At 73.3% G+C, this 17,350-nt stretch carries 18 protein-coding genes and 1 pseudogene; all 19 read left to right on the forward strand.

The genetic code is table 11. The features are described 5' to 3' along the window. The first annotated feature begins 54 nt into the window (after nt 1-54). A complete protein-coding gene (gene dop, locus ABEB13_RS32425) occupies nt 55-1,566 on the forward strand; it encodes a depupylase/deamidase Dop (protein ID WP_345708328.1) in 1,512 nt (503 codons plus the stop codon). A 136-nt stretch (nt 1,567-1,702) separates the two neighbouring features. Further along, nucleotides 1,703-1,921, forward strand: coding sequence for a ubiquitin-like protein Pup (locus ABEB13_RS32430; RefSeq protein ID WP_100887536.1), 219 nt, complete (start codon nt 1,703-1,705; stop codon nt 1,919-1,921). A gap of 164 nt (nt 1,922-2,085) precedes the next feature. Continuing rightward, nucleotides 2,086-2,943: a proteasome subunit beta gene (prcB, locus tag ABEB13_RS32435; protein ID WP_345708329.1), complete on the forward strand. Its 858-nt coding sequence runs from the start codon at nt 2,086-2,088 to the stop codon at nt 2,941-2,943. Between the two features lie 20 nt (nt 2,944-2,963). Beyond that, nucleotides 2,964-3,710 carry a proteasome subunit alpha gene (gene prcA, locus ABEB13_RS32440; protein ID WP_345708330.1) on the forward strand — a complete coding sequence of 249 codons (747 nt, stop codon included), beginning with the start codon at nt 2,964-2,966 and terminating at the stop codon, nt 3,708-3,710. A 122-nt stretch (nt 3,711-3,832) separates the two neighbouring features. After that, nucleotides 3,833-5,194 carry a Pup--protein ligase gene (gene pafA, locus ABEB13_RS32445; protein WP_100887533.1) on the forward strand — a complete coding sequence of 454 codons (1,362 nt, stop codon included), beginning with the start codon at nt 3,833-3,835 and terminating at the stop codon, nt 5,192-5,194. A 135-nt stretch (nt 5,195-5,329) separates the two neighbouring features. Then, on the forward strand, nt 5,330-6,325 hold the full coding sequence (locus ABEB13_RS32450; RefSeq protein ID WP_345708331.1) for an FKBP-type peptidyl-prolyl cis-trans isomerase: 996 nt from the start codon (nt 5,330-5,332) through the stop codon (nt 6,323-6,325). 141 nt (nt 6,326-6,466) lie between these two features. After that, nucleotides 6,467-7,759 (forward strand): FKBP-type peptidyl-prolyl cis-trans isomerase, encoded by a 1,293-nt coding sequence (locus ABEB13_RS32455; protein ID WP_345708332.1) that lies wholly within the window; start codon nt 6,467-6,469, stop codon nt 7,757-7,759. A 136-nt stretch (nt 7,760-7,895) separates the two neighbouring features. Continuing rightward, nucleotides 7,896-8,267 carry an FKBP-type peptidyl-prolyl cis-trans isomerase gene (locus ABEB13_RS32460; protein WP_100887530.1) on the forward strand — a complete coding sequence of 124 codons (372 nt, stop codon included), beginning with the start codon at nt 7,896-7,898 and terminating at the stop codon, nt 8,265-8,267. Between the two features lie 123 nt (nt 8,268-8,390). Next, a complete protein-coding gene (locus tag ABEB13_RS32465) occupies nt 8,391-9,362 on the forward strand; it encodes a helix-turn-helix transcriptional regulator (RefSeq protein WP_345708333.1) in 972 nt (323 codons plus the stop codon). Continuing rightward, entirely contained in the window at nt 9,359-10,315 is a 957-nt protein-coding gene (locus ABEB13_RS32470) for a helix-turn-helix transcriptional regulator (RefSeq protein ID WP_345708334.1), read from the forward strand. The genes ABEB13_RS32465 and ABEB13_RS32470 overlap by 4 nt, the downstream gene beginning before the upstream one ends. Before the next feature lie 4 nt (nt 10,316-10,319). After that, complete coding sequence (locus ABEB13_RS32475; protein WP_345708335.1) at nt 10,320-10,550, forward strand: hypothetical protein; 231 nt, start codon at nt 10,320-10,322, stop codon at nt 10,548-10,550. A gap of 28 nt (nt 10,551-10,578) precedes the next feature. After that, a complete protein-coding gene (locus tag ABEB13_RS32480) occupies nt 10,579-10,743 on the forward strand; it encodes a hypothetical protein (protein ID WP_345708336.1) in 165 nt (54 codons plus the stop codon). 139 nt (nt 10,744-10,882) lie between these two features. Continuing rightward, nucleotides 10,883-11,155 (forward strand): twin-arginine translocase TatA/TatE family subunit, encoded by a 273-nt coding sequence (locus tag ABEB13_RS32485; RefSeq protein WP_345708337.1) that lies wholly within the window; start codon nt 10,883-10,885, stop codon nt 11,153-11,155. A gap of 126 nt (nt 11,156-11,281) precedes the next feature. Continuing rightward, nucleotides 11,282-12,172 (forward strand): twin-arginine translocase subunit TatC, encoded by an 891-nt coding sequence (gene tatC, locus ABEB13_RS32490; RefSeq protein ID WP_345709900.1) that lies wholly within the window; start codon nt 11,282-11,284, stop codon nt 12,170-12,172. Between the two features lie 160 nt (nt 12,173-12,332). Further along, nucleotides 12,333-13,499 (forward strand): NAD(P)/FAD-dependent oxidoreductase, encoded by a 1,167-nt coding sequence (locus ABEB13_RS32495; RefSeq protein WP_345708338.1) that lies wholly within the window; start codon nt 12,333-12,335, stop codon nt 13,497-13,499. Further along, nucleotides 13,496-13,816: a (2Fe-2S)-binding protein gene (locus ABEB13_RS32500; RefSeq protein WP_100887523.1), complete on the forward strand. Its 321-nt coding sequence runs from the start codon at nt 13,496-13,498 to the stop codon at nt 13,814-13,816. Before ABEB13_RS32495 ends, ABEB13_RS32500 begins: the two co-directional genes overlap by 4 nt. Further along, nucleotides 13,797-15,217: pseudogene (locus ABEB13_RS32505) on the forward strand (FAD-dependent oxidoreductase). The gene ABEB13_RS32500 and the pseudogene ABEB13_RS32505 overlap by 20 nt, the downstream one beginning before the upstream one ends. Before the next feature lie 137 nt (nt 15,218-15,354). After that, nucleotides 15,355-16,263 carry a dihydrodipicolinate synthase family protein gene (locus ABEB13_RS32510; protein WP_345708339.1) on the forward strand — a complete coding sequence of 303 codons (909 nt, stop codon included), beginning with the start codon at nt 15,355-15,357 and terminating at the stop codon, nt 16,261-16,263. A gap of 31 nt (nt 16,264-16,294) precedes the next feature. Beyond that, complete coding sequence (locus ABEB13_RS32515; RefSeq protein ID WP_345708340.1) at nt 16,295-17,296, forward strand: proline racemase family protein; 1,002 nt, start codon at nt 16,295-16,297, stop codon at nt 17,294-17,296. Nucleotides 17,297-17,350: the final 54 nt, after the last annotated feature.

The raw sequence follows: 17,350 nt of genomic DNA on the forward strand, positions 1-17,350 counted from the left end.
CCCGCAGCCGGACGGCGCGTCTCCACAGGCATCACTTCGGGCAAGGAGGGCCGCATGACCGTACGGCGCGTGATGGGCATCGAGACCGAGTACGGGATCTCCGTTCCCGGGCACCCGAACGCCAACGCCATGCTCACCTCGTCCCAGATCGTCAACGCGTACGCCGCGGCGATGCACCGGGCCCGCCGGGCCCGCTGGGACTTCGAGGAGGAGAACCCGCTGCGCGACGCCCGGGGATTCGACCTCGCGCGCGAGGTCGCCGATGCCAGCCAGCTCACCGACGAGGACATCGGCCTCGCCAACATCATCCTCACCAACGGCGCCCGCTTCTACGTGGACCACGCCCACCCCGAGTACAGCTCGCCCGAGGTCACCAACCCGCGCGACGCGGTGCTCTGGGACAAGGCGGGCGAGCGGATCATGGCCGAGGCGGCCGCCCGCGCCCTGGAGCTGCCCAACGGGCAGCGGATCAACCTGTACAAGAACAACACCGACAACAAGGGCGCCTCCTACGGCACCCACGAGAACTACCTGATGAAGCGGGCGACGCCGTTCGCCGACATCGTCCGCCACCTCACCCCGTTCTTCGTCTCCCGCCCCGTGGTGACCGGCGCCGGCCGGGTGGGGCTGGGCCAGGAGGGCAACGCCCACGGCTTCCAGCTCAGCCAGCGCGCCGACTTCTTCGAGGTCGAGGTCGGCCTGGAGACGACCCTCAAGCGCCCGATCATCAACACCCGCGACGAGCCGCACGCCGACGCCGAGAAGTACCGCCGGCTGCACGTGATCATCGGCGACGCCAACCTCTCCGAGATCTCCACCTACCTCAAGCTCGGCACCACCTCGCTGGTCCTGGCCATGATCGAGGACGGCTTCATCGCCGTCGACCTGGCCGTCGACCAGCCGGTGCGCACCCTGCACCGGGTCTCCCACGACCCCGGGCTGGACTACCGGATCCAGCTGCGCAGCGGCCGCAAGCTGACCGCCGTCCAGCTCCAGATGGAGTACTGCGAGCTGGCCCGCAAGTACGTCGAGGACCGCTGGGGGCAGGACGCCGACGACCAGACCATGGACGTGCTGGCCCGCTGGGAGGACGTGCTCGGCCGGCTGGAGCGCGACCCGATGAGCCTGTCGAAGCAGCTCGACTGGGTCGCCAAGAAGGAGCTGCTGGAGGGCTACCGCCAGCGCGACGGCCTGGAGTGGGACAACCCCCGGCTGCAGCTGGTGGACCTCCAGTACAGCGACGTACGGCCCGACAAGGGCCTCTACAACCGCCTCGTGGCGCGTGGCCGGTTCGATCGGCTGCTCTCCGAGGAGGAGGTGCTCCGGGCGGTCGGCAAGCCGCCGGAGGACACCCGGGCGTACTTCCGCGGGCGCTGCCTGGAGCAGTACGCCGACGACGTCGCCGCGGCCTCCTGGGACTCGGTCATCTTCGACCTGCCCGGGCACGACTCGCTCCAGCGGGTGCCCACCATGGAGCCGCTGCGCGGCACGCGCGAGCACGTCAAGGAGCTGCTGGACCGGTGCCGGACCGCGGAGGACCTGGTTCGTGTACTGTCCGGAGGGTAATTTTTCGATCACTTGGGGTGAATCCCTGCTCAAGAGGGAATCATTCGGGTGAGCGCCGAGCGTTGAAGCAGAACCGGGCGCGAATGCCGTACCCGGCGGATAGGGTCTGACCAACAGAGCGAGCGGGGTGAGGGAAATGGCGGGCAACGACACCGGCGGTGGCCAGCAGCGGGCGAACCGCTCCTCGGAGGAGGTCGAGGAGCAGGGCGCGGAAGCACAGGCCTCCGACGACCTCAAGGAGCGCCAGGAAAAGCTCAGCGACGACGTCGACGCGGTATTGGACGAAATCGACGAGGTTCTGGAATCGAACGCCGAGGACTTCGTCCGTGGTTTCGTGCAGAAGGGCGGCGAGTGAGCGGGTAATTCCCGCCCCTCGCGAATCGCGCTGCAGGTGCGCCTCCGCCCCCAGCCGGGGCGGCGCCTGCAGCGCGATCGGTTCCGCACCGTGTGGATCACCCGGGCCCGGCGCGGGTAGGGTCCCGGCAACAGTTGCTTGATCGTCAACCTGGAAGGAATCGTGTGGAAGCCATCACTGGTGGCACCGGGCGTCTACCGGCTGCCTTCCTGACCCCCGGGTCCTCGTCGTTCATGGACTTCCTCGACCGGCACTCGCCCGAGCTGCTGCCCGGCCGGCGCAGCCTCCCCGAGGGCCTCACCATCGAGGCGCCGCACGGCACCACCATCGTCTCCGCGGTCTTCGGCGGCGGCGTGGTGATCGCCGGTGACCGGCGGGCCACCATGGGCAACGTCATCGCCCAGCGCGACATCGAGAAGGTCTTCCCGGCCGACGAGTACAGCGCCGTCGGCATCGCCGGCACCGCCGGCCTCGCCGTCGAGATGGTGCGGCTGTTCCAGCTGGAGCTGGAGCACTACGAGAAGATCGAAGGCGCCGTGCTCTCCCTGGAGGGCAAGGCCAACCGGCTCACCACCATGATCCGGTCCAACCTGGCGATGGCCATGCAGGGCCTGGCCGTCGTCCCGATCTTCGCCGGATACGACCTCGACCTCGGCCGCGGCCGTATCTTCACCTACGACGTCACCGGCGGACGCTCCGAGGAGCGCGGCTTCGCCGCCACCGGCAGCGGCTCCGTGTTCGCCCGGGGCTCCCTGAAGAAGCTCTACCGGGACGACCTCTCCGGCGAGCAGGCCGCCACGCTGGCCGTGCAGGCGCTGTACGACGCGGCCGACGACGACTCCGCCACCGGTGGCCCGGACCTCGCCCGGGGCATCTTCCCGATCGTCTCGCTGATCACCGAGAGCGGCTTCCGCCGGCTCGAGGACGACGAGGTGTCCGAGATCGCGGTCTCCATCACCGCCGGGCGCCGCCAGCACCCCAACGGGCCGCAGGCCCCCTCCTCTAGTCCGCCGCAACCCTAGTCAGAAGGGGACGACCGCCGGTGTCCACACCGTTCTACGTCTCGCCTCAGCAGGCCATGGCGGACCGCGCGGAGTACGCCCGCAAGGGCATCGCCCGCGGCCGCAGTGTGGTCGTGCTCACCTACGCCGACGGCATCGTCTTCGTCGCGGAGAACACCTCCCGGGCCCTGCACAAGGTCTCCGAGATCTACGACAAGATCGCCTTCGCGGCGGTCGGCCGCTACAACGAGTTCGAGAACCTGCGCATCGGCGGCGTCCGCTACGCCGACCTGCGCGGCTACTCCTACGACCGGGCCGACGTCACCGCCCGCGGCCTGGCCAACGTCTACGCCCAGACCCTGGGCACCATCTTCTCCTCGGTCGGCGAGAAGCCGTACGAGGTCGAGCTGATCGTGGCCGAGGTCGGCCGCACCGACGGCGACGACCAGATCTACCGGCTCACCCCGGACGGCTCGGTCGTCGACGAGAAGAACTACGTCGTGGTCGGCGGCAACGCCGACTCCATCGGCAACTACCTGGGTCAGCGCCACCGCGCGGGCATGACGCTCACCGAGGCGCTCAAGCTCGCCGCGGACGGCCTCGCCCGCGACCCGAACGGCGGCAGCCCCCGCGCGCTGACGCCCGAGCAGCTGGAGGTCGCGGTCCTCGACCGCAACCGCGTGCAGCAGCGCAAGTTCAAGCGCATCCTGGGCGGCCAGCTCGGACGGCTCCTCGGCGGCGACGAGTCCGCCGCCACCGACGACGAGGACGCGTCCGGCACCGAATAGCCGGCCGGTGGGAATCCCGCGCGGCCCGACCGCGCGGGATTCCCCCGCACCGCACCGATCTGATGTCTCATCGGATTTCACCGAAGGGTTTCGCGAGGCCTCGAGAAGAGAAGAGAAGCCTTATGGACCGCCGAATTTTCGGGCTGGAGAACGAGTACGGCGTCACGTGCACATTCCGGGGGCAGCGACGCCTGTCTCCGGACGAGGTGGCCCGGTACCTCTTCCGCCGCGTAGTCTCCTGGGGCCGCAGCAGCAATGTCTTCCTGCGGAACGGTGCACGGCTCTATCTCGACGTGGGCTCGCACCCCGAGTACGCCACTCCGGAATGCGACGACGTCAGCGAGCTGGTGACGCACGACAAGGCCGGGGAGCGCATCCTCGAAGGCCTGCTGGTGGATGCCGAGCGCCGCCTGCACGAGGAGGGCATCGCCGGCGACGTCTACCTCTTCAAGAACAACACCGACTCCGCCGGCAACTCCTACGGCTGCCACGAGAACTACCTGGTGGCCCGGCACGGCGAGTTCTCCCGGCTGGCCGACGTCCTGATCCCGTTCCTGGTGACCCGGCAGCTGATCTGCGGCGCGGGCAAGGTGCTGCAGACCCCGCGCGGTGCGGTGTACTGCGTCAGCCAGCGGGCCGAGCACATCTGGGAGGGCGTCAGCTCGGCGACCACCCGCTCCCGCCCGATCATCAACACCAGGGACGAACCGCACGCGGACGCCGAGCGGTACCGCCGGCTGCACGTCATCGTCGGCGACTCCAACATGTCGGAGACCACCACCCTGCTCAAGGTCGGCGCCACCGACCTGGTGCTGCGCCTGATCGAGGCCGGCGTGGTGATGCGCGACCTGACGCTGGAGAACCCGATCCGGGCGATCCGCGAGGTCAGCCACGACCTCACCGGCACCCACCAGGTCCGGCTCGCCAACGGCCGCGAGGCCAGCGCGCTGGACATCCAGGAGGAGTACTTCACCAAGGCGCTGGAGTTCGCGGACCGCAAGGGCCTGAACACCGGCACGGTGGCCCGGGTGCTCGACCTCTGGGGCCGCACCCTGGAGGCGGTGCGCACCGAGGAGCTCGACCGGGTCGCCACCGAGATCGACTGGATCATGAAGTACAAGCTCATCGAGCAGTACCGCGAGAAGCACCAGATGACGATGTCCAACCCGCGGGTCGCCCAGATCGACCTCGCGTACCACGACATCCACCGCCGCCGCGGCCTGTTCTACCTGCTGCAGAACAAGGGCCGGGCCGCGCGGGTCACCAACGACCTCAAGACCTTCGAGGCCAAGTCGGTCCCCCCGCAGACCACCCGGGCCCGGCTGCGCGGCGACTTCATCCGCAAGGCGCAGGAGCAGCGCCGCGACTTCACGGTGGACTGGGTCCACCTGAAGCTCAACGACCAGGCGCAGCGCACCGTGCTCTGCAAGGACCCGTTCCGCTCGGTGGACGAGCGGGTGGAGAAGCTCATCGCGGGCATGTGACGCGGCGTCCGGGGCGGCGCGCGACGGATCGGCGGGCAGGGGCGGTGACGGGCGGTTCGTCCGTTCACCGCCCCTTTCGCGTGCCGCGCGTGCGCCTCCGGGCGCGGGGCACGGTCGGTCCGTACGCTGGCGGCCATGCGTCGAATCGCCGGACTGCCGGCCGTGCCCCTGGCTGCCCTGCTCACCGTCCTGCTGGCCGCCTGCAGCAGCGGCTCGTCCGGGGCCTCCAAGGCCTCGCCGAGCGCCTCCGCGTCGGCGACCGCGGTGCCGAGCCCGGTCGCGTCGGCCTCGCCGATGCCGACGGTGACGGGCGACTTCGGCTCGAAGGCGACGATCACCATCCCGTCGGAGAAGCCGAGCGGCCAGTTCGTGGTGTCGACCGTCAGCGAGGGGGACGGCGCCACGGTCGCCAAGGGGGACTGGGTCACCGTCAACTACACGGCCAAGGACTGGACGACCGGCAAGGACGTCTCCAGCTCCTACGACGCCGGCGGCAAGCCGCAGCTGTACCAGGCCGGGACGGGGCAGCTGGTGCCCGCCTTCGACCAGTCGGTGATCGGCAAGAAGGTCGGCAGCCGGCTGCTGGTGGTGGCCCCGCCGGCGGCCGGGTTCGGCACCGGCGGCAACACCTCGGCCGGGGTCGGCGGGCAGGACACCGTGGTCTTCGTCCTCGACCTGGTGGAGTCGCTGGCGCCGGACTCGACCATCACCGGTGACGTCACCCAGCCGCCGGCCAGTGCGCCGCAGGTCAAGCAGAACGGCAAGCAGGCCCCGACGATCACCATCCCGGCCGGCCAGGCCCCGCCGACCGACCTCCAGACGTACGTGCTGATCAAGGGCGACGGCAAGCAGGTGCAGTCCGGCCAGCAGCTGCTCGTGCAGTACACCGGCGTGCTGTGGGCCGACGGCAAGCAGTTCGACTCCTCCTACAGCCACGGCGGCGCCCAGGCCCTCCAGGTGGGCACCGGCAGCCTGATCAAGGGCTGGGACCAGGGGCTGGTCGGCCAGACCGTCGGCAGCCAGGTGATGCTCGTGGTGCCCCCGTCGCTCGGCTACGGCGACAAGGAGAGCGGTCCCGTCCCGGCCAACTCCACCCTGGTCTTCGTGATCGACATCCTGGAGGCCGTGTAGCACCGGCTCCGGTGTGCACTCGATCACGCACCGGACGGGACCGTCCTCATGCAGACCTGACATACTGCTGCCCTTTCCGCACTGTGGCAGGCGTCGTCAGGGCCCGGCGAGGGTGTGACACGGCGAGATGGATGGGGAGTCATGTCTGAGAAAGCGACGAGCCCGGGCGAGGCCGGCACCGCTGCGGGCGACCCGGCGGCCGCACGGCCCGGCGGTCCGCTGCCCGGCGACGGCGAGTCGATCGTCGTCCCGCCCGCGATCCTGAAGCAGCAGGCCGGCTGGGGCCAGGCCCCGGCGCGGCCGGCGGGCGCCAAGGACGAGGAGCCGCAGGTCTTCGCGTCGACCGTGCGCAAGAAGGACCTGTCGGAGGCCGGCTACGACGAGAACCCGCCCGGGGTGGGCCGACTCGGTGTGATCCTGGGCACCGTGCTGGCCGTCCTGATCGTGGGCAGCGGCGTCGCGCTGTACGTGATGAACAAGGACGACTCCACGTCCACGGCCGCGACGCCCGAGGCATCGGTCACCGCCTCGCCGACGCCGACGGCCGACCCGGTGCCGCCGATCAAGGACAGCGCCAAGGTGCTGCCGACCGTCACCGGCGACTTCGGCAAGAAGGCGACCATCGCGCTGCCGAAGGAGGCCGCCGACGGCACCTTCGTGGTCAAGGAGCTGAAGAGCGGCGATGGCCAGAAGGTGGACAAGAACACCTGGGTCACCGCCGACTTCTCGGCGATGAACTGGGGCACGGGCAAGGAGATCCAGGGCTCCTACGAGCAGGGCAAGCCGCAGCTCTTCCAGGCCGGCGGCGGCAAGCTGATCCCCGCTCTCGACCAGGCCGTCACCGGCCACAAGGCGGGCAGCCGCCTGCTGGTCGTGGCACCCCCGGCGGCCGCCTTCGGCGCCCAGGGCAGCAGCGGCATGGGTGTCGGCCCCAAGGACACCCTGGTCTTCGTCATCGACATCAAGAACGCCACCGCTCCCGACGCGGTCGTCAGCGGCGACGTGACGGCCCCGCCGGCCGACATGCCGAAGGTGAAGGACAACGGCAAGAAGGCCGCCGGGATCACCCCGGTGCCCGGCGCGGCCGAGCCGAAGGACCTCAAGTCCGCGGTGCTGATCCAGGGCAAGGGCCGCAAGGTCGAGGCCGGCGAGAAGGTGCTCGTCCAGTACACCGGTGCGCTGTACAAGGACGGCAAGAAGTTCGACTCCTCGCTCGACCGCGGCCAGGCCTTCACCTTCGTCTCCGGCGGCGGCCAGGTCATCGAGGGCTGGGACAAGGGCGTGACCGGCCAGGCCATCGGCAGCCGGATCGAGCTCGTCATCCCCGCCTCGCTCGCCTACAAGGACCAGGCACAGGGTGACATCCCCGCCAATTCGACACTGGTCTTCGTGATCGACATCCTTGATGCCGGCGTCGGGACTCAGGACTCGTAGCCATGATGGCAGTCCGGGCCGGGCGACACGTCGCCGGGCCCGGATGGCCGCGACGGGCGGCGGGCCGCCGTACGGTGGACCGTAGGGGTGCCTGCCGCCCCGTCATGTCTGTACCACCGAACGAGATGAGTATGTTGTGAGCCTTACCAAGCCGGAGATCGACTTCCCGGGCGGCGACGCGCCGACGGAGCTGCAGATCCGCGACATCGTGGTCGGCGACGGTGCCGAGGCCAAGGCCGGTGCCACCGTCGAGGTCCACTACGTGGGTGTCACCTTCGCCTCCGGCGAGGAGTTCGACGCCTCCTGGAACCGCGGTCAGAGCTTCCGCTTCCCGCTGGGCGCCGGCCGCGTCATCAAGGGCTGGGACCAGGGTGTGCAGGGCATGAAGGTGGGCGGCCGCCGCGAGCTGGTCATCCCGCCGCACCTGGCCTACGGCAACCAGTCGCCGAGCCCGCTCATCCCGGCGGGGTCGACCCTGATCTTCGTCGTGGACCTGCTCGGCGTCTGACGTCGGGTTTCCCCTGGGAGTCCTCGGGCCCCCGGTTCCGCTCGGAGCCGGGGGCTCGGCTTTTGCTGAGCGTGTCCGGACCGGTACGGTCGGCGGGTCACACGATTCCCGGGAGGATCAGCGATGGCGATCGCCAAGGCAGAGCGGCTGATGAACCTCGCCCTGTGCCTGATGAACACCAGACGTCCGCTCTCCAAGAAGGAGCTGCGCGAGTCGGTCGAGGCCTACCGCGAGGCCTGGCAGCAGGGCAGCGAGGACGCGTTCAACCGGATGTTCGAGCGCGACAAGGACGACCTGCGCGAGCTCGGCCTGGTCATCGACGTCGACGAGAACGCGCTCGACGGCGAGGTCGGCTACCTCGCCCGCCGCGACCGCAACCGGCTGCCGGAGATCGCCCTGGACGCCGAGGAGGCGGCCGCCCTCACGCTGGCCGCCCGGGTCTGGCAGCAGGCCAAGATGTCCGGCGCCGCCAGCGGAGCGCTGCAGAAGCTCCGGGCGGCCGGCGTGCCGTTCGCCGAGGACGCCGAGCACACCGCCCTCCAGCCGCGCATCCCGGCCCGCGAGGCCGCGTTCGAGCCGCTGCTGGTCGCCGCCCGGGACCGCCGCCCCGTCACCTTCGAGTACCGCAAGGCCGGTGCCGCCACCGCCGAGCAGCGCGCCGTCGAGCCCTGGGCCCTGGAGTGCTGGCGCGGCCACTGGTACCTGGCCGGCTTCGACCGCGACCGGCAGAGCGCCCGGGTCTTCCGGCTCAGCCGGATCACCGGCAAGGTCCGCTCCCGGGCCGGCGGCTTCACCGGCGCCGTCCCCGAGCACGTCGACGTGCGCGCCACCGTCGCCCGGTTCGCCGGCGAGGGCGCCACCGCCAGCGCCACCGTGCGGCTGCGCCGCGGCGCCGCCTTCCCGCTGCGCGCCAAGGCCCTGGCGACCAGCCGGGTCGACGAGCAGTGGGACGAGCTGGAGATCCCGTACGGCAACGGGCTCGGCGCCGACCTCGCCGAGTTCGGGCCCGACGTTGTCGTCCTCGGCCCGGACGACCTGCGGGCCGACGTCATCGACCGGCTGCGCGCCGTCGCAGGACTGGGGGAGCAGGCATGAGCAACGCGATCGACCAGACCCGGCGGATGCTGTCGCTGGTCACCTACCTCCGCGAGCGCCCCGGCGCCGAGGTGGCCGAGGTGGCCCGCGCGTTCGGCATCTCCGAGCGCGAGCTGATCGGCGACCTCAACGTGCTGCCGATGTGCGGCACCAGCTTCCGCGGCGGCGACCTGCTCGACATCGACACCGACGGCGAGCGGATCTGGTGGCACAACGTCGACGACGTCGCCCAGCCGCTGCGCCTGGCCGCCGACGAGGCCACCGCCCTGCTGGTGGCCGCCCGCGCGGTGGCCGGCCTGCCCGGCCTGCGCCGGCGCGACCGGGAGGCGCTCACCCGCGCCGTCGCCAAGATCGAGGACGCGGCCGGTGAGAGCGCCGAGTCCAGCGCCAGGGTCGGGGTCACCTTCGAGGCCGAGGGCCAGGTGTTCGCCGACATCGACCGGGCCCTCACCGAGGGCCGCAGGCTCTGGCTGCGCTACTGGTCGCACGGGCGCGGCGGCATGACCGAGCGCGAGGTCGACCCGATCCGGCTGGTCGCCGAGGGCCACACCTACCTCGAGGGCTGGTGCCGCACCTCCGAGGACCGCCGGATCTTCCGGCTGGACCGGGTCGCCGAGATCAAGGTGCTCGACGAGCCGGCCGACCCGCCGCGGCTGGAGCCCCGCGACCTCTCCGCGGGCCTGGTCAGCCCGGCCGTCGACGACCCCGAGGTGGTGGTCGAGGTCGGCCCCGGCGGCCGCTGGGTGGCCGAGTACTACACCCACGACAAGGCCGAGGAGCTGCCCGACGGAGGGCTGCGGATCACGCTGCGCAGCGCCGACCCGTCCGGTCTGCGCCCGTTGGCCCTGCGGCTCGGCCGCGACGGCCGGATCGTCTCCCCGCCCGCCCTCGCCGACCAGGCCCGCGAGGCGGCCCGCGCCGCGCTCGCGGGCTACCCGGAGGGGCAGGCCTGAGCACGTGGCGCACGGCACCAGATTCAAGGTGTACTGCTCGCAGTGCCGGGAGAAGGTCGAGCTGCCGGCCGAGGACTTCCGGCTGGCGCTCGGCCCGACCCCGGAGCGGACCTTCTACGGGTTCGTCTGCCCCGAGTGCGGCGCCTCGGTGCGCAAGCCCGCCGGGGAGAAGATCGTCCAGGCGATGACCGAGGCCGGCGTGAAGACCATGCGGCTGCTGCCGGTCGAGGGCTGAGCGGAGCGGGACGGATAGGGTCGTGGCCATGCAGTGGATCGTCATCGCCGCCGTTCTGGCGGCCACCGCCGGGCTCCTGGTGCTCGGTGTGCTCGCCGTCCGGCTCTGGGCGGACGTCCGGCGGCTGGCCCGCGAGGTCGACGCGGCCTCCCGGGCACTCGGGGCGGCGGCCGGGCAGCTCACGGGTCGCTGACCCGGCCGGGTACCCTCGTGGCAGGCCCCGCGGTGCGGCCGGGGCCCACAAGGCACAGGCGGTCGCCGGGCCGTCACCGGCAGCGGCTACCATCGCCCGCAGCGGGGAGTCCGGCCCCGGTGAGAAAGGTGGTCGCGCCATGCGCATCTCGCCGACGGCGGTCCTGGTGGTCGTCGTCTTCGCGGTGCTGCTCTTCGGGGCGAAGCGACTGCCGGACGCGGCACGCTCGCTCGGCCGGGCGCTGCGCGTCCTGCGGGCCGAGGTGCGCGCTCCTCACCCGGACGCCTCCGCCACCCGGCAGGCTCCGCCCTCGGCGGAGCCGGCAGCCATGACGATCAAGGCGGCTCCCGGTGACCCGGGTCCCGCCCGCCCGGTGGCCGCCGCCGAGCCCGACCCGGCATCACGGGGTTGAGCCGGTGACCGGCACCACGGGGGTCCGCCGGCCGGCGGGCTCCGTCGCACGAGTTGAGGACCGGGGTTGAGCAAGTCTTCCAAGGCGCCGAAGGCGTCGAAGCCGCCCAAGGACCCCGAGGGCCGGATGGCCCTCGCCGACCACCTGCGCGAGCTGCGCAACCGGGTGGTCAAGTCGGTCCTGGCCATCGTGGTGTTCACCGCCGTCGCGGCGTTCTACCACAAGCAGCTCACCGATCTCCTGCTCAACCCGCTGCCGAAGTGCAGCAGCAACGGGCTGACCACCGACGGGCAGAAGTGCGGCGTGATCTCGACGATCGGCCTGCTCACCCCCTTCACCCTGGCGCTGAAGGTCAGCCTCACGGCCGGTGTGGTCGCCGCCACGCCGGTCTGGCTGTACCAGCTGTGGGCCTTCGTGGCACCCGGTCTGCACAAGCACGAGCGCAAGTACTCGGTGAGCTTCCTGGCAGCGGGCATCCCGCTGTTCCTGGCCGGTGCGGTCCTCGCCTACCTGGTGCTGCCCGCCACCGCGCGGATGCTGATCTCGTTCGCGCCGACCGAGGCCGTGCCGATCATGCCCGCCGAGGACTACCTCGACGTGGTGACCCGGATGGTGCTGGTGTTCGGCGGCGCCTTCGAGCTGCCGCTGCTGCTGGTCATGCTGAACTTCATCGGGGTGCTGACCGGCAAGCGGCTGCTCGGCTGGTGGCGCGGCATGGTCATGGGCATCACGGTGTTCGCGGCCTTCGCGACGCCCAGTGCCGACCCGCTGTCGATGCTGGCGCTGGCGGCGCCGATCTGGGCGCTGTACTTCGTCGCGGTCGGCATCTCGCTGTTCAACGACCGCCGCCGGGCCCGCAACAACCCGGACGCCGACCTCGACGACGAGGAGGCCTCGCACGTGGACCTGACGGTCGAGGGCGTGGCCGGTGCGGAGGCCGTCGAGGCGTCCGACGCCCCCGAGGCGCCCGCGCCCGTCCCGGCCGCCCGCCGGGAGCAGATGGACGACATCACCTGAGCCGCCCGGCTCCGGTCGTGACCGAGGGCCCCGGCCCGCCGCTCCGCGCGGTGGGCCGGGGCCCTCGGCGTTCCGCGGGCCGTCGGCGTGTCGCTGCGCCCTCCGGGTTCGCGCGCACGGGTGTCTTGGCAGCCCCATCGCAATGTGACATATTACTGAGGTGCTCACGGAATCCTCCTACGACGTCGCGGTGGTCGGCGCGGGCGTGGTCGGCGCGGCCTGCGCCCACTACGCCGCGCGGGCCGGGCTGCGCGTCGCCGTCGTCGACCGCGGCCCGGTGGCCGGCGGTACGACCGGGGCGGGCGAGGGCAACCTGCTCGTCTCCGACAAGGAGCCCGGCCCCGAACTGGACCTCGCGCTGCTCTCCGCCCGGCTGTGGCGCGAGCTCGCCGAGCAGCTCGGCCCGGCCGTCGAGTACGAGCCCAAGGGCGGCCTGGTGGTCGCCGCCGACCCGGCCGGGCTGGCGCCGCTGCACGCCTTCGCCGCCGCCCAGACCGCCGCCGGCGTGGTCTGCGAGACCGTCGCGGCCGACCGGCTCGCGGACCTCGAACCGCACCTCGCGCCCGGCCTGGCCGGCGGTGTCCACTACCCGCAGGACGCCCAGGTGCAGCCCGCGCTCGCCGCCGCCCACCTGCTGCGCTCGGCCCGGCTGGCTGGCGCCCACCTGCGGCTCGGCGAGACCGTCACCGCCGTCCGCACCCGGCCCGACGGCTCGGTGCGCGGCCTGGCCACCGACCGCGGCGGGATCGCCGCCCCGGCCGTGGTCAACGCCGCCGGCACCTGGGGCGGCGAGCTCGCCGCCCTCGCCGGGGTCCGGCTGCCGGTGCTGCCAAGGCGCGGGTTCGTCCTCGTCACCGAGCCGCTGCCGCGGATCGTCCGGCACAAGGTCTACGCCGCCGACTACGTGGCCGACGTCGCGAGCGCCTCCGCCGCACTCCAGACGTCCGCCGTGGTCGAGGGCACCCCGGCCGGGCCGGTGCTGATCGGCGCCAGCCGCGAGCGGGTCGGCTTCGACCGCACCCTCTCGGTCGAGGTGCTGCGCCGCCTGGCCGCCCAGGCGGCGGCGCTCTTCCCGGTCCTGCGCGAGGTCGCGGTGCAGCGCGCCTACCGGGGCTTCCGCCCCTACCTGCCCGACCACCTGCCCGCGATCGGCGCCGACGCCCGGGTGCCCGGCCTCTACCACGCCTGCGGGCACGAGGGGGCCGGCATCGGGCTCGCCCCCGCCACCGGCCTGCTGATCGCCGCGCAGCTCACCGGCGCCACCCCCGCGCTCGACCCGGCCCCCTTCCGGGCGGACCGCTTCCCCGGCCAGGAGGCCCGGCCATGACCACCGCCCGCACCCCCGCCGAGCTGGCCGGCGCCCGGCCCGGCCCGGCGCACACCATCGACTTCGACGGCCGTCCGGTGCCCGCCCTGCCCGGGCAGAGCATCGCCGCGGCGCTCTGGGCCGACGGGGTGCTCGCCTGGCGCCGCACCCGGGTCGGCGGCCGCCCGCGCGGCGCGTTCTGCGGCATCGGCGTCTGCCACGACTGCCTGGCCACCGTCGACGGCCGCCCCAACCAGCGCACCTGCCTGCTCCCCGCCGAGCCGGGCACCACCGTCACCACCCAGGAGGGCCACGGCCGTGCCGACCTCGCCGTCTGACGCCCCGGCCCGCCCCGGCCCGTACGACCTCGCGGTGGTCGGCGCCGGCCCGGCCGGTCTCGCCGCCGCCGTCACCGCCGCCGACCACGGTCTGCGCTGCGCCCTGGTGGACGCCGCGGACCGCCCCGGCGGTCAGTACTACCGGCACCCGGCACCCGGCCTCGGTGCCACCCGGCCCGACCGCCTGCACCACCACTGGCCCGTCTTCGCCGCGCTCGCCCGGCGGCTGGCCGACCACGTCCGGGCCGGCCGGGTCGTTCACCTGACGGGCCACCACGTCTGGACGGCCGAGCGCGGCGACCCGTGGCGCCTGCACGCCACCCGCGGCCCGGCCGGCCCGGACGCCGCGGTCGTCGAGGCCCGCGCCGTCCTACTCGCCACCGGCGCCTACGAGCGGCAGCTGCCGTTCCCCGGCTGGACGCTGCCCGGGGTGGTCACCGCGGGCGGTGCCCAGGCCATGCTCAAGGGCGGCCTGGTGCTGCCGGGCCGCCGCGTCGTGGTGGCCGGCAGCGGGCCGCTGCTGCTCGCCGCGGCCGCCTCGCTGGCCCAGGCCGGGGCCCGCGTCCCGGCCGTGGTCGAGGCCACCCGGTACCTCGGCTACGCCCGCACCCCGGCCGCGCTCGCCGCCAACCCGGCGAAGCTCGCGGAGGGGGCCCGGCACGCCGCCGTGCTGGCCCGGCACCGCGTCCGGCCGCGACTGCGCAGCGCCGTCGTCGCGGTGCACGGCACCGACCGGGTCACTGCGGTCACCGTGGCCCGGCTGGACGCCCGCTGGGCCCCCGGCCCGGCACCGAGCGGCGGATCCGCTGCGACGCGCTGGCCGTCGGCCACGGCCTGCTGCCGCAGATCGAGCTCGCCACCGAGCTGGGTGCCCGGACGGTCACCGCACCGGACGGCGCGGTCGCCGTCGCCGTCGACGACGGGCTGCGCACCAGCCTGCCCGGTCTGTGGGCGGCGGGCGAGGCGTGCGGGATCGGCGGCGCCGACCTGGCACTCGCCGAGGGCGAACTCGCGGCCCTGGCGGTCGCGGGCCGTCCGCTGCCCGCTGCCCTGGCGGCATTCCGGCGTCGCCGTCGGGCCTTCGCCGACCTGATGGCCGGTGCGCACCGGCCCGGCCCCGGCTGGCCGCAGTGGCTGACGCCGGACACCGAGGTCTGCCGGTGCGAGGAGGTGACCTGCGCCCGGATCCGCGAGGCGGTCGACGAGCTCGGCGCCGCCGACGCCCGGACGGTCAAGCTGCTCACCCGCGCCGGGATGGGCTGGTGCCAGGGCCGGATGTGCGGGCTGGCGGTGGCCTGCCTGTCCGGCGGCGGCGAGGGGCGGCCGGACAGCCGGCCGCTCGCCTGCCCGGTGCCGCTCGCGCAGCTCGCCGACCTGGCGGCCGCCCCCGACGACACCTGACGCCACCGGCACCGACCGCCGCCACCCGCCGACACCGACCGCGCACCGCCGACGACCGGCCGTCCGCCCGGGGCCGCCCTTGCCGGGCGGGCCCGCCCCCTTATAAAATGTCACACCGCACCATCTGGAGCCGCCACATGTCCGCTGTCCCGTTCGACCCCGCCCGCCCCTGGCGCGGCATCATGGTCGCCACCGCCCTGCCGCTGCGCGCCGACCTCTCGGTCGACCACGACGCCTACGGCGAGCACGTCCGCCGGCTGATCGATGCGGGCTGCCACGGCGTCGTCCCCAACGGCTCGCTCGGCGAGTACCAGACCCTCACCGCCGAGGAGCGCGCCGCCGTCGTGCGCACCGCGGTGGAGGCCGCCGGCGACGGCGCCCGGGTGATGCCCGGGGTGGCCGCGTACGGCAGCGCCGAGTCCCGCCGCTGGGCCGAGCAGGCCGCCGAGGCAGGGGCCGGTTCGGTCCTGCTGTTGCCGCCCAACGCCTACCGCGCGGACGACGCCGCGGTCGGCGCCCACTACGCCGAGGTCGCCAGGGCCGGGCTGCCGGTCGTCGCGTACAACAACCCGATCGACACCAAGGTCGACCTGGTGCCGGAGCTGCTCGCGCGGCTGCACGGCGAGGGCTCGATCGTCGCGGTCAAGGAGTTCAGCGGCGACGTCCGCAGGGCGTACCAGATCGCCGAGCTGGCCCCCGGGCTGGACCTGCTGATCGGGGCCGACGACGTGCTGCTGGAGCTCGCCCTCGCAGGCGCGGTCGGCTGGATCGCCGGGTATCCGAACGCGCTCCCCGCCGCCTCGGTGGCGCTCTACGAGGCCGCCGTCGCCGGCGACCTGGCCACCGCGCTCCCGCTCTACCGGACGCTCCACCCGCTGCTGCGGTGGGACTCCAAGACCGAGTTCGTCCAGGCGATCAAGCTCTCGATGGACATCGCCGGGCTGCCCGGCGGCCCGACCCGCCCGCCGCGCGGACCGCTGCCCGCCGCGACCGAGGCCGCCGTCCGGGCCGCCACCGAGAAGGCGCTCGCCGAGGGCCTCTCCTAGAGCCAGTCCCCGACCCACCGGAGGGAGCCACATGCGCAGCCGTCACGTCTTCCACGCCGTGGACTCGCACACCGAGGGCATGCCGACCCGCGTGATCACCGGCGGGTTCGGCACGATCCCCGGCGCCACCATGGCCGAGCGCCGGATCCACTTCCAGCGGCACCTGGACGACTTCCGCACCCTGCTGATGTACGAGCCGCGCGGCCACGCCGCGATGAGCGGCGCGATCCTGCAGCCGCCCACCCGGCCGGACGCCGACTTCGGGGTGCTCTACATCGAGGTGTCCGGCCTGCTCCCGATGTGCGGCCACGGCACCATCGGGGTCGCCACCGTGCTGGTCGAGACCGGCATGGTGGAGGTCGTCGAGCCGGTCACCACCGTCCGGCTCGACACGCCCGCCGGCCTGGTGGTGGCCGAGGTGCACGTCGAGGACGGCGCCGCCCGGGCGGTCACCCTCCGCAACGTGCCCTCGTACGCCGTCGCCCTGGACCGCAAGGTCGACGTGCCGGGCTTCGGCACGGTCGGCTACGACCTGGCCTACGGCGGCAACTTCTACGCGATCCTGCCGCTGGAGCGGCTCGGGCTGCCGTTCGACCGGGCCCGCAAGCAGGAGATCCTGGACGCCGGGCTCGCGGTGATGGCCGCCGTCAACGCGTCCGACCGGCCGGTGCACCCCGAGGACGACTCGATCGGCGGCTGCCACCACGTCCAGCTGCTCGCGCCCGGGTCGACGGCCGAGCACTCCCGGCACGCGATGGCCATCCACCCCGGCTGGTTCGACCGCTCGCCCTGCGGCACCGGCACCTCGGCCCGGATGGCCCAGCTGCACGCCCGCGGCGAGCTGCCGCTCGGCCGGGACTTCGTCAACGAGTCCTTCATCGGCACCAGCTTCACCGGCCGGCTGGTCGAGGAGACGACCGTCGGCGGCCTGCCCGCGGTCGTGCCCACCGTCACCGGACGGGCGTGGCTGACCGGCACCGCCCAGTACTTCCTGGATCCGGCCGACCCCTTCCCGGCCGGCTTCCTGCTCTGACGGCGGCCCCGGCCGCGCGCCGGGCCGCCGTCCACCCGCGACCGGAGGACCTCC

Origin of the sequence: Kitasatospora paranensis, assembly GCF_039544005.1 — a bacterium.
GTDB lineage: Bacteria > Actinomycetota > Actinomycetes > Streptomycetales > Streptomycetaceae > Kitasatospora > Kitasatospora paranensis.

Coding starts and splice junctions, on each gene's coding strand:
- ABEB13_RS32515 (WP_345708340.1), top strand. CDS start 16,295: ATGCGCAGCCGTCACGTCTTCCACGCCGTGGACTCGCACACCGAGGGC.
- ABEB13_RS32500 (WP_100887523.1), top strand. CDS start 13,496: ATGACCACCGCCCGCACCCCCGCCGAGCTGGCCGGCGCCCGGCCCGGC.
- ABEB13_RS32450 (WP_345708331.1), top strand. CDS start 5,330: ATGCGTCGAATCGCCGGACTGCCGGCCGTGCCCCTGGCTGCCCTGCTC.
- dop (WP_345708328.1), top strand. CDS start 55: ATGACCGTACGGCGCGTGATGGGCATCGAGACCGAGTACGGGATCTCC.
- ABEB13_RS32485 (WP_345708337.1), top strand. CDS start 10,883: ATGCGCATCTCGCCGACGGCGGTCCTGGTGGTCGTCGTCTTCGCGGTG.
- ABEB13_RS32480 (WP_345708336.1), top strand. CDS start 10,579: ATGCAGTGGATCGTCATCGCCGCCGTTCTGGCGGCCACCGCCGGGCTC.
- ABEB13_RS32470 (WP_345708334.1), top strand. CDS start 9,359: ATGAGCAACGCGATCGACCAGACCCGGCGGATGCTGTCGCTGGTCACC.
- ABEB13_RS32455 (WP_345708332.1), top strand. CDS start 6,467: ATGTCTGAGAAAGCGACGAGCCCGGGCGAGGCCGGCACCGCTGCGGGC.
- tatC (WP_345709900.1), top strand. CDS start 11,282: ATGGCCCTCGCCGACCACCTGCGCGAGCTGCGCAACCGGGTGGTCAAG.
- ABEB13_RS32465 (WP_345708333.1), top strand. CDS start 8,391: ATGGCGATCGCCAAGGCAGAGCGGCTGATGAACCTCGCCCTGTGCCTG.
- ABEB13_RS32510 (WP_345708339.1), top strand. CDS start 15,355: ATGTCCGCTGTCCCGTTCGACCCCGCCCGCCCCTGGCGCGGCATCATG.
- ABEB13_RS32430 (WP_100887536.1), top strand. CDS start 1,703: ATGGCGGGCAACGACACCGGCGGTGGCCAGCAGCGGGCGAACCGCTCC.
- pafA (WP_100887533.1), top strand. CDS start 3,833: ATGGACCGCCGAATTTTCGGGCTGGAGAACGAGTACGGCGTCACGTGC.